At 47.6% G+C, this 15785-nt stretch carries 13 protein-coding genes, 1 pseudogene and 1 riboswitch; of the genes and pseudogenes, 6 read left to right on the top strand and 8 right to left on the bottom strand.

The genetic code is table 11. The annotated features are described in order from the left end of the window. Positions 1-30: 30 nt before the first annotated feature. On the bottom strand, positions 31-798 hold the full coding sequence (locus tag PTW35_RS26490) for an SDR family oxidoreductase (RefSeq protein ID WP_281028180.1): 768 nt from the start codon (positions 796-798) through the stop codon (positions 31-33). A gap of 104 nt (positions 799-902) precedes the next feature. Between PTW35_RS26490 and PTW35_RS26485 the strand changes: the two genes are divergently transcribed. Then, positions 903-1238, top strand: coding sequence for a helix-turn-helix domain-containing protein (locus PTW35_RS26485; RefSeq protein ID WP_281028179.1), 336 nt, complete (start codon positions 903-905; stop codon positions 1236-1238). A 74-nt stretch (positions 1239-1312) separates the two neighbouring features. Here PTW35_RS26485 and PTW35_RS26480 read toward each other — a convergent pair whose 3' ends face one another. The 3 genes from PTW35_RS26480 to PTW35_RS26470 all read right to left on the bottom strand — a co-directional run bounded on the left by PTW35_RS26480 (position 1313) and on the right by PTW35_RS26470 (position 3052). Continuing rightward, positions 1313-1531, bottom strand: a complete 219-nt coding sequence (locus tag PTW35_RS26480; RefSeq protein ID WP_281028178.1) for a hypothetical protein — start codon at positions 1529-1531, stop codon at positions 1313-1315. Positions 1532-1720: 189 nt separating this feature from the next. Further along, complete coding sequence (locus PTW35_RS26475) at positions 1721-2041, bottom strand: hypothetical protein (protein ID WP_281028177.1); 321 nt, start codon at positions 2039-2041, stop codon at positions 1721-1723. A gap of 138 nt (positions 2042-2179) precedes the next feature. Beyond that, positions 2180-3052 (bottom strand): LysR family transcriptional regulator, encoded by an 873-nt coding sequence (locus tag PTW35_RS26470; protein ID WP_281028176.1) that lies wholly within the window; start codon positions 3050-3052, stop codon positions 2180-2182. Between the two features lie 283 nt (positions 3053-3335). Between PTW35_RS26470 and PTW35_RS26465 the strand changes: the two genes are divergently transcribed. From PTW35_RS26465 to PTW35_RS26450, 4 genes are all read left to right on the top strand, one after another. Then, on the top strand, positions 3336-4547 hold the full coding sequence (locus PTW35_RS26465) for an adenosylhomocysteinase (protein ID WP_281028175.1): 1212 nt from the start codon (positions 3336-3338) through the stop codon (positions 4545-4547). A 408-nt stretch (positions 4548-4955) separates the two neighbouring features. Then, entirely contained in the window at positions 4956-5165 is a 210-nt protein-coding gene (locus tag PTW35_RS26460; protein ID WP_281028174.1) for a cold-shock protein, read from the top strand. Between the two features lie 404 nt (positions 5166-5569). Continuing rightward, positions 5570-5747: riboswitch (Lysine riboswitch) on the top strand. Between the two features lie 125 nt (positions 5748-5872). Beyond that, positions 5873-7366 carry a Na+/H+ antiporter NhaC family protein gene (locus PTW35_RS26455; protein WP_281028173.1) on the top strand — a complete coding sequence of 498 codons (1494 nt, stop codon included), beginning with the start codon at positions 5873-5875 and terminating at the stop codon, positions 7364-7366. Positions 7367-7423: 57 nt separating this feature from the next. Then, on the top strand, positions 7424-8488 hold the full coding sequence (locus PTW35_RS26450) for a saccharopine dehydrogenase (protein WP_281028172.1): 1065 nt from the start codon (positions 7424-7426) through the stop codon (positions 8486-8488). A 508-nt stretch (positions 8489-8996) separates the two neighbouring features. Here PTW35_RS26450 and PTW35_RS26445 read toward each other — a convergent pair. The 3 genes from PTW35_RS26445 to PTW35_RS26435 all read right to left on the bottom strand — a co-directional run bounded on the left by PTW35_RS26445 (position 8997) and on the right by PTW35_RS26435 (position 13768). Further along, positions 8997-10013 (bottom strand): IS110 family transposase, encoded by a 1017-nt coding sequence (locus PTW35_RS26445; protein WP_281028171.1) that lies wholly within the window; start codon positions 10011-10013, stop codon positions 8997-8999. A gap of 438 nt (positions 10014-10451) precedes the next feature. Then, complete coding sequence (locus tag PTW35_RS26440; protein ID WP_281028170.1) at positions 10452-12098, bottom strand: aminoacylase; 1647 nt, start codon at positions 12096-12098, stop codon at positions 10452-10454. Positions 12099-12199: 101 nt separating this feature from the next. Next, entirely contained in the window at positions 12200-13768 is a 1569-nt protein-coding gene (locus PTW35_RS26435) for an amidohydrolase family protein (protein WP_281028169.1), read from the bottom strand. A gap of 325 nt (positions 13769-14093) precedes the next feature. Between PTW35_RS26435 and PTW35_RS26430 the strand changes: the two are divergent. Next, positions 14094-14798 (top strand): annotated as a pseudogene (locus PTW35_RS26430) (IS6 family transposase). Between the two features lie 222 nt (positions 14799-15020). On the opposite strand, the gene PTW35_RS26425 reads toward PTW35_RS26430, so the two are convergent. Then, positions 15021-15431: a DUF6088 family protein gene (locus PTW35_RS26425; RefSeq protein WP_281028168.1), complete on the bottom strand. Its 411-nt coding sequence runs from the start codon at positions 15429-15431 to the stop codon at positions 15021-15023. Between the last annotated feature and the right edge of the window lie 354 nt (positions 15432-15785).

Raw genomic sequence — 15785 nt, 5'->3', positions numbered from 1 at the left:
CCTTTTTTATTAATAGGTTTTGTTAATAGGTCAGTTTCGGCCTGCCATCACGCCGCCATCTACATCCCAGATAGCGCCGGTTACCCAACTGGCCTCATCCGATAGCAAGAAACAGATGCTGTTGGCAATGTCTTCCGGGGTGCCGATCCTACCGATAGGGTGGAAGTCGTTGAACCCAGTTAAGGCATCATCAATCTGCTCCGGTTCGATAAACGCGCCGTAAATCGGCGTTTTCACTACTGCTGGCGAGACGGCATTGACGCGAATACTGTGCTCGGCCAGTTCCATTGCCATATGTTGGGTCAGGGCATGAAGCCCGGCTTTTGCCATCGAGTAAGCCGATGATGGTGTCGCTTTGATTGCCTGTTTAGCCCACATCGAGCCGATGTTTACGATGCTGCCACCACCTTGCTCAATCATGCCTTTTGCTACGGCTTGGCTGATCCGGAAAGTCGCCTTGTTGAGCTCCATATAAGTATCATAATCGGCCATGGAATGGTCAATGAATGCTTTAGGGTTGAAGTATCCGGCAGCGTTGACCAGGTAACTGATGGCACCATGGCTGTTGATATTATCGATCAGTTTGTCGACATCCTGTGGCTGATAGAGGTTGGCCTGCAGGCCGGTCGCTTTACCGCCCTGGTCATTGAGTGCACTGACCGCCTGGTCGAGTTTGTCGCGATTGTTGCCGACAATGATCACATCAATACTTTGTTTGCTGAGCTGTTTGGCGGTTTCAAGGCCCATACCGCTGGTGCCGCCGATAATAAGTGCTGCGCCTGTGTGGGAAAAGGTCATTTGTTTTCTCCTGCCTGTGTGCGATAAGCTAATCTTAGGTTCACAACTAACCTGCTGAATAGTCAGTACAATTCGGTAGGGTAGGTACTTTTTGGTACATCTTTATGAAAACACAGGAAAACTTTTTTTCGCGAAAATCCGCCCCCGAGCGTGCAGCGCGGATGGTAGAGACGATTTACGGGTGCAAGTGGTCACTGACGGTGTATCAGTTACTGGCAAATGGCATCAATCGGCCGGGAGAAATGGTTCGCGCGGTAGAAGGACTGTCGACCAAGGTTCTCAATGAGTGCCTGAGGAAGAATGTCGAGTTCGGTATCTTGGACAAAGTGGTGTTTAACGAGCTACCACCGCGTGTGGAGTACCATGTCACTCCGTTTGGCGAGAAGTTTCTGCGGATACTCGAAGAGCTCGAAAAGCTGCAGCAGGAAATTGAGAGTTAGCCTGAAATGAAAAAGCGCCGACGTGATCGGCGCTTATGATATGGGTTGAGCTTGCCAAGTTTATAAGAGAGAAGTTAGACCTCAAACACAGGCTCTTTCTTCTTCACCGCATCATGGGTGCCGATATAAAGTAGTTCTTGTTGGCCAAGCCCGCGCATGAAAAATGAAAGACATTTCGGGCACTGCAGTTTTTCCTGCCCTGCGGTAACCAGTGATTTTTCATGCCATTTGCGTCTAACTCGGTTTAATCCTGAGGTGTTATCACATTCGGGGCATCGAATTGGTACTTTCATAACATCGTTCTCCTGACCGCTCTGTCTGGTTATAAATTAACCAGAACAATGCTGAGAAAAACTTGATATGCATCAGGTTTATCAATTGATCTTGTGACGTTGCAATGAAGTTTTGTATATTTGAGATCAATGCCTCAGTAGGGATTAATATGACGTAACCTGTTGTTACAAAAAGACATATTTAGGTTTTTAAGCGCCGCCCAAAATAGCCTGACGTTTTGTCATTAGCTCTTTAGCCATGGATTGGGCAGTAATGCGCATCCCTTTTTGCTCCAACCCGATCAACAGCTGCATCCTCAGGCTTTCGGCACGCTCTTCGAGTGCCAGGCGTTCACCTTCTGGTTTTTCAGCCGCTTTTTCATAACAGCCAACAATTGACTTGAACAGGTGGGACTCGAAGCTGGTTCTCTCTTCCGGTTGGATTGTGCGTGATTCCTTCACTTCACCATTGGCCTTGCGGCGGTTGTAGTCTTGGATCTGGTTTTCGGCGATCAGGTCGAACACACTCATAGCATTACATTCTCTGTGGATATTTCGCGTCCATCATAGCCTTGCAGATTGAATAGGTGCTGAAAAATGCCATGGGGAAGTGTTTCTAAATGTGTTTGGGCAGCGCGGAGATAAACGCTGTTTTCATCCTTAGGCCTTTTATGTGCTTGCGAGTAAATCGATCAATTTGCGAGTTTTCAAAGGTATGACGGCATTGTTGGGATACACGGCATACAGTTCGGTTTTCCAGGTATAGTTATCCAGCAGACTGACAAGCTCACCGGATTGAATATATGACTCAGTAATAAAATCTAGGGTGGTTGTTACCCCCATGCCCTTTAAAGCATAGCGAGTGAGTAATGACTCACTCTCAAGCTGCAGAAATGGTGAGATTTCAATTTTGGTTTCTTTGCCATTATCAATGAACATCCACTTATCTTTGGTGAGGCAGTGGGTATAGTTCATACATTTGTGGCCAATCAAATCTGATGGTTTTACGGGGATGCCATATCTGTCCAAGTACGTGGGTGAGGCGACAACATAGGTCCCGATATTTTTGATTTTTTTGCACTTGTACGAGCTGTCTTCCAGTGCGCCAATCTTAAGCACCAGATCGACCTGTTCATGGATCAGATCGCCAATCTGGTTGTCGAAAATCAGGTCGAGTTCTAGCTCTGGATAGGTTGATAGCAGCTGGGCAAAGGTGTCGGTGATGAAATCATCGAACTCCAGCACCGCTGGCATTTTTACCCGCAGTTTTCCCCTGACGATATCTTTGCGCTCGTCGATGAAGTCATAGCACTTATCAACGCTGTCGAAGATCTCAGCGCAGCGCTCGTAAAGGAATTGCCCTTCTTCTGTCAGGTTGATCTGCCGGGTAGTACGTTGGATCAGCGAGCAGCGCAATTCTTGCTCGAGCTGTTTCACATGCTTGCTAATCACGGATTTTGACAAGCACAGCTTGTCGGCAGCGATTGAAAACGAGTTGTTCATGACCACGGTGTAGAAGGTGGCCAATAGATTCAGGTTCATGGTTTTCACCCTTTAGCTCCTTGTGGCGTAGTGTCGAAGGGAGGGCATCTGTTTTTGATCGTTTCAGTTTTGCTAATGTTTCCAATGTGGAAACTTATAGATTTTGTATACCGAATAAATAGTCTGGATAGGAGGATTTTTATCATTTTTATGGTTGATGTGTGATGGGTCACGTTATTTTGCACTCAGGGGAAACTATCAGTTCTTGATAAGTTGATTAAGTTTGCAGGGCATTTGAGGGAAGATTTGTGGGCCACAAAACGTTCTCACAACAGAGGCTCCTATGGAACAGAATACCTACCCTGAACACGACGTAGCCGATCTATCTCTTGCGCCACTTGGCCGCAGGCGTGTCGCATGGGCTCGTAACCACATGCCAATCATGCGCAGCATTATCGAGCGCTTTGAAAAAGAAAAGCCGTTTACCGGTTTGACAATCGGTATTTGCTTGCACGTTGAGGCCAAAACCGGTGTGTGGCTGGAGGCCTTGACCAAAGGGGGGGCCAAAGTGGTGATCACCGGATCGCCGGGGTCAACCCAAGATGAAACCGCTTCCGCATTGGTCGAAGACTATGGGGTAAGTGTCTATTCCCGCCGTGACGAAAGCTTTGATGATCATATTAACTACTGCCGCAAAGTGTTATCTCACCAACCGGACATCATTGCCGACAACGGTGCTGATTTGCACGAGCTCATTTTTACCGAGCCAGAATTTAGCGGTTTTCAAACTTCACTGCTAGGGGCCACGGAGGAAACCACCACCGGGGCTAACCGCTTGCGTGAAGACTTCCATGCTGACAAGTTCAGCACCTTGATCATCAATGATACCCAAGCCAAACGTATTATCGAAAACCGTTTCGGTGTTGGTTCATCCGTTGTCGATGGCATCATGCGCGCCACCAACGTCATGCTGCACGGCAAGAAGGTCGTGGTGATTGGTTATGGTTATTGCGGCTCCGGTACGGCGCAGCGCCTGCGAGGTATGGGGGCCCATGTTACCGTCGTTGAGTCCAACCCACTGACATTGCTTGAAGCGCATATGGAAGGCTTCTACACCTCAACCTTGAAAGAGGCTTTGCCGGATGCCGACATGGTCGTCACCATTACTGGCCGTGACAACGTGCTGCGCAAGGAGCACTTCGAATTGATGCGCGACAATACGATTATCGCCAATGCGGGGCATTTCCAGCGTGAAATCAACCTTGCGGATTTGGCTGCGGTGAGCCAAAGCCAGGATAAGATCCGTCCTCATGTAACGGCTTACCAACTTGAAGAAAAGCAGCTGTTCGTCCTGTCGGATGCCAACCTTGTTAACCTATCGGCGGGTGACGGAAACCCGATAGAAATTATGGATCTCGGCCTGGCATTGCAGTCGCTCAGTTTAGAGCGTATCGCCCTTAACCGGGACTCGCTGCAGAATATTCCCCAACCGGTCCCTTTCGATATCGAAATGCAAGTTGCTGAACTTGCTGTAAAACACTGGATTAACCACTAACTTTCCAACCACCTCGGGTATGCTGCGCCCGAGGTATTTTTGACGTCACTCTGTCCAACCTCATGAGCGCGACGATAGCCGGTTTTTTTCTCGTTTTAGCCATTGATGAGGGGGGAGATACTATGGTGGTGTGCTTGAGTTGCTGAACGGATTGTTAATATCTCTGAAATTTATATTAAGTTTTGTCAAAAATTCACTGCATATTTTCCGCTCTGCTGTTATGATGCGCGTGCTCATTTTGAGAAGAGTTATTTAATGCAACATCAAGTACAAGTTAAACCATCTGATATTTATACATCTTTGTATTTTATCTAACTGTTTCCCTTATATTTTTCGTAACATTAATAATTCAATTACTACATATCGCCTTAGTTGGCGGTCTAAATGAATTTAAATAAGGGACAACATATGTCTAAGTCTACTGGTATCGTTAAGTGGTTTAACGAAGAAAAAGGTTTCGGTTTCATCACTCAGGACAACGGTGGTGCTGATGTATTCGTACACTTCCGCGCAATCGCTTCTGAAGGTTTCAAGACACTTTCTGAAGGTCAGAAAGTATCTTTTGACGTAGAGCAGGGCCAAAAAGGTCCACAAGCTGCAAACGTAGTTACTCTATAAGTCATCGAACTTATTTTAAGAAAATGCTGGCCTAGGCCGGCATTTTTTGTATCTGTTATTTCTGAACGTCAATACTTCCCTAAGCACTTCCAGATTCTGATGGTTGGGTAAATATGCAATTTTGTTTTATTTGATTGCACCTCTTACGGCATCGTCACCCAACTCAAGTTAAATACTAATAACCCTACTTTCACTGGGCGACTGTCTGCAACTATCTGCTCTGCTTGATAATTAACCCTTGTGGTGATTTTATCTACGCATTGTTGTATTTACAGTGTTTGTTGATGTTAAATTATTGTTTGAAAGGATATTTTGTGTGATCTCTATCACGCTGTGGCGTCAATAGGGTTTGGATTATCTGTTTTTGTGTTTTATTCAATATGAAGCGGGTGGTTATTCACTGCCTGCAACGTAGAGGCGCATTGCCTAACAGTAGTTTAGTGAAGGTCGACAGCCGGTGACGCTAAACGAAAGGAGTCAATGCCGAAGTGGTTCTGGTCGTCAGCCAAGCTGCTGGGGTTGTTCTTAATAGGAGCAGCACTGTCATCCTGGGCCCTGCCCGGATGGAGAGCTACAGCAATTTTTGTTTTCGAACAGGTAAGTTCACCTACCGATTTCGTACAGCCTTTGTCGCTCGCGTTCCTATACGCCCCTCCTCTTTGAATACTCGAATACCTTGATGTTGTTTTTTCAGGAGAAGACTACGAATGGCTGATTACGGATTGTTGTCCATCGTACCCGCGGTGCTGGCGCTGATACTCGCCTTTACCACTCGGCATGTTGTTTTGGCTCTGGGGGTTGCAGTGATCAGCGGTATGCTGATCTTAACCAAGGGCCATCCGGTCGATACTGCGTTGATGTTCTTGTCGGATGGGCCGTTCACCCAGCTTGCATCGGGCAGCAACGCACAGATCATTATTGTTATTACTATCATTTCTGGTTTTATCTATCTGGTCGAGCAAAGCGGTGGCATGGCGGCGTTTTCGACCATGGCCACCCGTTATGTGTCATCACCATTGAAAGCCCAGCTTGCGACCTGGGCAACCGGGATCGGGGTGTTTTTTACCGACTCGGGCAATTCATTGATCCTCGGCCCGATGTTCTCGCCAATCTACAACAAGCTCAAGCTGAGCAAGGAGAAACTGGCTTTTATCATCGATTCCACCTCATCACCGATTTGTGTGCTGATCCCGATTATCAGCTGGGGGGTGTACTCGCAGGGCCTGATTGAGAACGCGTTCGATAACATGGGCCAGTCGGTCGATGGATTTGCGACTTTCCTGCAGGTGATCCCTTACCAGCTTTACGCTTTGCTGGCACTGTTCAGTGTGCCTGTCTACGCCGTGCTGAAAAAAGACTGGGGGCCAATGGCCGAAGCCGAGCAGCAAGCGCGCCAGCAGGCTGAGGTGAGTGTGCAGTCAGTTGATAACCAGCAGGCGAAGTCAGGCCGTATCTCACTGATTGTGTTGCCGCTGGCAGTCTTGTTCGGCACGCTGATCGCTTTGTTCACCTACAATTACCATCTGCATGGCACTATTAATGGCCCGGTAATCCGTGCATCGCTCGGTACCAGCTATCTGATTGCCTCGGTGACGGCAATTGCCTATTACGCCTACACCAAAACTATGACCGCCTCGACAGCCTTCAACACTTTTGTGTCGGGCATGCAGCGGATCATGCTAATTTTGGTTATCTTGCTATTGGCATGGACCTTGGGTGATATCTGTAAGTCTCTGGGGACTGGGGATTATATCAGCCAGGTGATGAATGACCGCCTGCCGGTGTTTATGCTGCCCGCGCTGATCTTCATTATCGGCAGCTTTATTTCGGTGGCAACAGGTTCGTCGTGGGGCACTTTTGCCATCCTGATCCCAATTGCGGTTCCGATCGCCAGTGCGCTGGGTGCTGACCCGCTGATTTGTATCGGTGCTGCGCTGAGTGGCGGCATGCTGGGGGATCATTCATCACCGATTTCCGATACCACGATCCTCAGCTCGATGTCGACCGGATGTGATCACGTTTCCCACGTCCGTACCCAGTTCCCGTATGCAATTTTGACTGGCGTGACGGCCAGTATCGGCTTCATGGTTGCCGAAATCACCCGTAGCCCGTACACCATTGTATTGGCCGCCGTATTGCAAGTTGCACTGATTGTCTTGATGGTGCGCCGTCAGGCCGCAGCCAGCCCTGTTACCGCTTAAGTCGCTACTGCATAAGTAGAGATGACTTAACAAGCTACCGTTTGAAAAGGATTGATAATGAACACACTATTTTGGCTAAGAGATGAAGTAAAAGTGGGTGAGCACCGAACCGCATTGACACCAGCCGGAGCCAAAGCCCTGATTGATGAGGGTGCCCAAGTGATCGTCGAGCGCAGCGACACCCGCATTTTTCCTGATCAGGCCTATGTCGATGTGGGCTGTGAGCTGGCGGCAGGCCATAGCTGGACTGACGCTCCGGAGCACGCTTATATCTTGGGTTTGAAAGAGCTGGCTGAAGACGACTTCCCGCTCAAGCACCAGCATATTTACTTTGCCCATGCCTTCAAGGGGCAGGATGAAGCGGTGCAGATCCTGTCGCGCTTCAATGCCGGTGGCGGCCAAATCCTCGACCTGGAGTTCCTGCAAGACGAAATGGGCAAGCGTGTCTGTGCCTTCGGCTACTGGGCAGGTTATGTTGGCGCAGCGATTGGCCTGTCGGGTTATATCCACCATTTACACTGTAAAGACGTGTTCGGCGCGGTGGGCAGCTACCCGGATCGCGACCATTACCTAGCAGTACTGAGCGAGCAGGTCGCAACACTGTCAGAGAAGCCTAAGGTGCTGGTTATCGGTCAGTTTGGCCGCTGTGGCCGTGGCGCGCTGGACTTGTTTGCCGAGCTGAGTATCGAGGCCGACGGCTGGGATATCGAAGAAACCAAAGCAGGCGGCCCGTTCACCGCAATCAATGATTACGACATCTTGGTTAACTGTGCTTATCTGGCTGAAGGCACACCGCCGTTCATTACCAAGGAAAGCCTGGGTGAGAGCCCACGCCTGAGCATGGTCAGTGATGTCAGCTGCGATCCAAACAACCCGGATAACCCAATTCGCATCTACAACCAAAGCACCAAGTTGGCCAAGCCTATTATCGAATCGGATGTCAGCGGGCTATATGTGCAGGCGGTCGATCACCTGCCTACAGTACTGCCGAAAGAAAGCAGCGAAGATTTCGCCGGCCAGCTGCTGCCGCACCTTTTGACCTTGTGTAAAGGTGAAGATCCAAACGGCGTCTGGGCGAGGGCGCGTGACTTCTACGCGACGGCGCAGAATAGTGTAAAGTAAAAGCTGGGCGACTTGCCTAGGCCAATGAGAGAAAGGGATCTACGTTTGTTAGGTCCCTTTTTTATACCAATGAATCGAAGTCTTAATGGTGTGACCTATGCGAATAAGCTTTACCATGTGACACATTTTTGGACAAAACCTTCTTAGAGTAATCACTTAAATTAGAGAAATGCGGATAACTTTTAGTATTAGAAAGTCGCTTAGTGATGTGTCCAGTATGGTTGGTGCAGATCAGATCTGCGTTACGATGATCTACCCCGTCAGTACGCAATTGGACAAAATGTATGGTACGCCCCGTTTTGCAAGTGATAAACCCGATAACGGAGTTGGTTTGCGCTAATGTATTCAGAGTCTGTTAGAGACTTTCATTAGTCCCAGCTCTACGATGAGATCCGCGCCAGATTGTCCTCAAAAGTGAGAAAGCATGCTATTGCTGTTCTGTCCATCAGGTCTTCAATCTGGTGGTCTAACCGTTTTGTCATCAATGATTATCATTGCAAACTCTGTATTAGTTTCTAATTTCAAATGGCTTTTGTTCAGCCATCACTGACCACGCTATACGTGCAATTTTATTAGCCAAAGCAACAACAGCGACATTAAATGGCTTTCTTCGTTTGAGCTCTATGAGCCAAATGCCGAAGTACTTTTCGGCTGATTCATCACGCCACATCACAGCTCTAGCGGCATGAACAAACATCTCTCTGAGTTCTTTGTTCCCGCGCTTTGATATGCCAAGCAGCCTTGATTTACCGCCCGTGGAATATTGATAGGGAACAAGGCCTATCCAAGCAGCAAAGTTGCGTCCATTTTTAAAATCTTGAGGGTTAGCAACAGCGGACAAACAACAGCAGGCTGTTATTGGACCAACACCTGGTATGGTCTGCAGAAGCTTGGCTGTTTCTTGCTGTCGCATAATCCTTTGTAGCTTATCTTCTTGTTCTTTGATTCTTGAGTTGAGCAACTCGTAATGGTCAAAGTGCTGCTTTACTTCGAGAAGAAGCAAAGGAGGAAGGAGTTCATCATGATCCATAATGCGTTGGAAAACATTTTTCATTTGATGATGCCCTGTGGGCAAGCTGATCCCAAATTCAAGCAACATCGAACCAATACGGTTCATGCATGCTGTGCGATCTTTTATATAAGCCGCTCTGACACGCCGAATAACAGTTAGCACTTGTGCTTCTTCTGACTTGGCCGTGACAAATCTCATATGAGGTCGTGATGCTGCTTCTCCAATCGCATCTGCATCAATAAAATCATTTTTATGTGATTTTACATACGGCTTAACATACTGAGGAGGAATGAGCTTTGGTGTATGCCCGTAACTCGCGCACTTCCTTGCTAACCAGTGGCAGCCACCACAAGACTCCATTGCAACAACCACTGGTTCGTGACACGAAAGAAACTGAATAAGCTTGGTTCGGTTAAACTTATGACGGAAAATCTCCCTGCCAACCTTATCTCTGCCGACGAGATGAAAAAGATTTTTACCAATACCAATGCCTATGATCACAGTGCTTTGCATGATGGTCTCTCCCAGTGGTCACCTAACCCAATTGTAGGGAAGGGATGGGGCGTACCATCTAATTAGTGAGTTGGCGGTTGTGCTCACACGCACCTGCGTCGGATTAGTTGGTTTGGGGAAAAACAAGTAAACGGCTTTTTTTCTAATGTTTATTAAATCGGACCTGATCTAGCAGTTACCCGAGGGTTTTGTGATGCCGTTGTCAGATTAGATTTTGGGGACAGGTCAGTACTAATAAACATCATCGATATCTCTCTGTTTTGTGACTCGGTATTCATGCCCCACGCTAACCAAAAGAAACAAGCTTTCTATGCAAGCACAAAAATGCACCAACTTGGTGACCCTTGTATTACAAGCAAGCCGCGAAGTTGGCGCTACAGTTGGTTAGAAATATGGATACTTACTACCTGTTTGGCATTTGCTCTGTACGTAGACCTACTACTTTTCTTCAGGCTTTGAGAACTCACCAGCTTCCAGATGAGGCGTACCTGTCATAAAAGCCCCTTTCCAAGCTTCTAATGAAAGCGGCTCAAAGCGAGACTTGTCTTCTGGCTCAAAACGGATGGGTTGACCTGGGAAAACACCATTTACAACTTTGTCATTTTTAAGTACCACTGTGCCGTTTACAATAACCGACTTCATACCTGTTGAAGGAAGCGAGCCGTTCTGGTATGTGGCGTTGTCAGTAAATTTCTCTGGGTGAAAAACGACAATGTCTGCAATCATTCCTTTCTGGATACGGCCACGCTCCTGCATCGCCTTGAGGCCTGTATCACCGAGGTGTTTGGCTGCGTTGTAACTGAGAATCGACATGATCTGCATTAGAGGAATATCATTTTCACGAGCAAGACGTACACTGCTGGCCCGAGCTCCAGCTCCCCGCGGATGCATATTGCCCAATTCTTCCAAAGGTGTTTCCCAAGGGCCGAAAGAAGGTTCGGCATTCATGCCGTCACTAGCCATCGTGACCCCCTTGAGTTTGAGCCAACTGACCGCGTCTTCGGGAGGCATCTTGTACAGGATGATTTCCTGTGTGGGGTTCTCCTTCAAGCCAGCTTCATAGGTTTCAAGGGTATAGAACTTACCAGTCGCAGCATCAGCCATGGTATCTTCATAGCGGTGTCCCAGTTTTTCTACCCAATTTTCAGGCTTCAGGAAGACTGCATTGAGCGTTGTTGAGCCAGCAGCGTAAGGGTAGATTTCTCCCCATATGTTAAAACCCCGTTGTTGCAATCCAAAAAGAAGCTCGTGTCCTAGCTCCCAACCAGGATTGTTAAAGTGGCAAATCATCGCCGGAGCACCGAGTGAAAGAGCATTGGCAATCACTTCTTGAGTGCCTAAGTTTTCAAAGGTGGCGCTGTCGGGTGTAAAGCGGGTGTGCACTGCGGTGTGACGTCCATAACGAGCTCCAACCTTTTGTACTTCGTAAAGTTCACGCGTTGTAACACCTTCGCGCATGTACCCCAAGGTGCTACCAATCCCTACTCCCCCATCCTGCAAGCCTTTGTCGATAATCCGCAGGATTTCGTTGCCCTGCTCAAGGGACGGTTTGGCCGAACTCCAGCCCGTCCCCTTGCGGGTTTCGAATGCGCTCATTGGCCCCTGGCTCACATCCTTTTCCTGGAGGCCATCCAAAACAATTGCACGAGCTAGCTCGTGGCTAGATGCACATCCGAAGTTGACTGCTGTCTTACCGATTCGCTCTTGATACCAGGCGCCGAGAGTCGTTCCTGCGCAACCCTCCTCAAGGTCCATACTGCTGGTCAAGCCATCCCTCAGACCAATTTTGTACCCCAACGGTGCTTGCCAGTGGAAGTGGGTATCAATAAACCCAGGTGCAACCACGTGCCCAGCCGCATCGATAACGTCGTTGCCGTCGATGTTGTTGTTAGTGATGATGGCTATACGGCCATCTTTAATACCAACGCTTGCGACCTTATCGTACCCGGTTTCGGGATCCATAACTCGGCCGTTTTTGATAACCAAGTCATAGCCTTTTGCTACGGCACCATTGGTATAACCAATCATTAATAGTACCAATCCGATTCCTATTGCTGTTCGTAAACTTACTTTTGACTTACCCATTGTGCTCTCCGTATCGGTTTAACAACTGTAGTAGCAGATGTTACTCAACCAAGCTGGCATTAAACTCGCCAGATATACTTGGTCGGTCATGCTGATATGAGTTAGTTTTTCTTGATTGCACGACGAATCGGCAGGCCTGGAGCAGCGGACTTAATCAGTTCACCTTCGGAGACGACCAATTGTCCATTGACTAACAAAGCCTGAACACCCACCGCTGGTTGGTTGGGTTTTTCGTATGTGCCCACATCACTAATGGTATCTGGGTTGAACACCACGATGTCAGCATCCATGCCTTCCTGAATTCGGCCTTTTTTCTTCATCTGCGGTACAAACTTTTCCAGAGTTTGAGCGGGCATCAAGGTCATCTTTCGCAGGGCATCCTGCATGCTCATTAACTTTCGCTCTCTAACATAGCTTCGCAGTATCTTGGCAAAGGTACCGTTTGAACGAGGGTGTGAGAACATACCTTCTGGCAGTGGCCACTCATCGCCATCATAGTTGTGGACGTGGCCTTGCTCGTCCATGTGCATCCAGAACATTTCGTCAGATTCAATCATCACGTCTGGGCTCAAAATTGAAGCGTCCAGTCTTGCTAAGTCTTCTGGGTTTTGCTCATCCAGGAAGTGCCAAACAATAAATGTTCCCGGACTGTTCTTTTGATAATCGGCAAGTTGCTCTTCCGTCATGCGCTCGACACCTAACTGGAAGTTTTCAGCGGTTGAGCCCATGCGCTCGCGCCAACCTTCACCCTGGAACATCGCAGCCCCTACCACTGTACTGGCAGCACCGTAAGGATAAGCACCGACGGTGACATTAATGCCTTGGTCTTTCGCCGTCTCAACCATAGGCAAAATGGTATAAATATCTTTTAGAGAAGTGCTATTGATATGGCACAGGTGCATGTGGGCGCCGGTTATAGCCGCGTTTCCAATCAACTCCTTAACCGCTTCAAATGAGCTTTGTGGTTCTTCGTTGCTGGCATATCTAACGTGAGTGTATGTAGCGACATTGCGCTCTGCAGCGAGTTCTGCCAAGGCATAGAACTCCTTTTGACCGTGTCCAGGCGCATAGCCCGCATTGATACCAATGCCTAGGCCCCCCTCATCCAGGCCCTGCTCAATGAACTTTATGATTTCATCGAGTTGCTCTGGTGAAGCGATGTCCATTTTCCAATCATCGCGGGATTGTGCATTTTGGAAATAGTCAGCTGTCGCTTCTGGCTTAGTATCACTGAAAGTCGCGATTCGGGCATAGGTCCAACCCGCTGCTGCACCATAGTTAAGCGGTAATCCTTTGGCACCTTGGTCTGAATACCAATCACTAATTGGCAGAACACCAGATTCCAATTCCAGCATGGTGGTTACGCCCTGCATGGCTTGCATGCGGTAGTCACCTATGTTCTGACCGTGAGCATGCAAATCGATAAACCCAGGCGCCACAATTTGACCTGTAGCATCAATGGTTTTGGTACCTTTTATGCTGTGTTCGGTAATAGCTGTGATAATGCCATCTTTAATACCAACATTCCTTACTGCATCTAATTTGGTTTCCGGGTCCATCACTCGGCCATTCAGGATCACCACATCATAATCCGCTGCAGTTACAAGACTCGAAACGCAAAGGTACAACGTAGCTGCAGTTACGAACTTTGATAGCATTTTCAATTTCATACTTTTGGTCCTCATCATAAAACAAACCAATAAAAGGCCCATCGTTTATACACTTAAACAATGCAAACATTAGTTGGTTCTAAGTAACCCCTCCCTTATTAGAACGTAATACGCACTTTTAAGGCCTCTAGTCAGAGCCTACTGACATCATCGTTGTGCGCCGGATTGACAATATATTGCACACTCGGTGAAACAAGCAGATGCTCAACAGGGTTCCATTTATAGTAGACTTCACAGAGAAATTGTGCACTGCCGCCATTGGGGCTCCGTTGCAAAGTTTGAATATTCAGGCACGCTAGCCTTAAATACCTAACGGAGCCATAGCATGTCAGATTTCAAAGGTCGCCACTTCACTCGTGATATCATTCTTTGGGCGGCACGATGGTACTGTAAATACGGCATCAGCTACCGAGAGCTGGCTGAAATGTTATTAGAGCGAGGAGTTACCGTCAGTCACACTACTTTATATCGATGGGTACAGCGTTATGCATCAGAGGTAGAACGGCGGCTACGCTGGTGTTGGAAGCCAGGCTGGAGTAGCAGCTGGTAGGTTGATGTGACCTATATCCGAGTAGGTGGTCGCTAGATGTACTTATATCGCGCCATCACCAAAGCAGGTCATACTGTCAATTTTTATCTCTCTCGTACTCGAAATCAAAAGGCAGCGAAATGCTTTCTGGGTAAGGCCTTACGCAGTATCAAACCTCATCACCATCCGAAGACGATCAACACGGATAAAGATAGATTGTATACACCGGCACTGGCGGCATTAAAGAAAAAGAAGGTGTGTGCTGATAGCACCATGCAGCGACAGGTCAAATACCTAAACAACCGGATAGAATCCGAACATGGTAAGTTGAAGCGACTTATCAATCCGGTTCGAGGGTTTGAACCCCTGAAAACAACGTTTGCCACGATCAAAGGATTTGAGGTAATGCGTATGTTTAGCAAAGGGCAATTTGATGCCTCGCTGTATGGCCGAGGTCCCTTAGCCGAAGTGCGTCTAATTGAGGAAATGTTTACTGATTAGGGTATGAAACACCTGATTTATCAGGCTTTTCGTAAACTTTGCATCGGAGCCAGTTATTACCCTAAGAACGATAAGAGTAAGCACTGAATGGCTCCATACTTTCGTCAAAGATTTCATTGTGGTCGACCGCATGTGCATTCAGATAAATTTTAGTAAGGTAAACTAATGTTAACATAATGTAAATGAGTAGGAGCGCTAGCTAATAATGGGGCAAAAACGTGTTTAAGCTTTCCGTTGATTCCTCATCACTTTGTTGCCAACTTTGATGCAACGATTGAAGTGCTTAGGGTCCCACTTGAGTTGGATATTGGCTGGTATTTGAGTGGACTGTCCATTGAGACTTTTCTGTGACATAGCGTCCAGCTCAAAGTCTACACCGCGCATTTTTAGCACCTCACGCATGATTGCATCAGTACCGCCAGGGTTCGTAGGCATCGGCTTGTTAGTTAGACTATTGATCGTTGACTTGGTGTATAGGCCATATCCGATTTTCATCAGTACACCTTTCTCCACTAGCTTTTTCAAAACACGACCTACCTGGCCATAGCTTGCGTATTTATCAAAGTCCTTACGCTCAAATACATAACGGCGTGAGCGTTTGATTTTATTGTGGATTTGGTCGATTGCAGTCATGCTTCGCCACTGTCAATATATCTCGTTCGATTAGTTTTATTACAATACATTCGTTATACACTCACGTACAGATAAGTTACTCGTTAACACAAAACGGGGCAGAGACTTGTCAGCTCATTTTTGCAAGATTGTACGGCAGCTTGTTATACGAATATGTGTTCCTGTATTTGGCCAACAGCTTGTTGACCAAATAAATCTCATGATGGTTTCATATGCTCTAAACAAGTCTTGGGGCATTTCTGTGTTACACGGCCCGTCAGGACACCTCTGGACAGAATGTGTTGACTCCGAGCCTTCCTATTTTCATCCCCCCTAACCTCAAACGTACTGCTATCAACATTGGTATATTTACAC

Origin of the sequence: Photobacterium sp. DA100, assembly GCF_029223585.1 — a bacterium.
Lineage (GTDB): Bacteria > Pseudomonadota > Gammaproteobacteria > Enterobacterales > Vibrionaceae > Photobacterium.
Note: the sequence above shows the minus strand (reverse complement) of the source record. Positions and strands in the feature narration are given on the sequence as shown.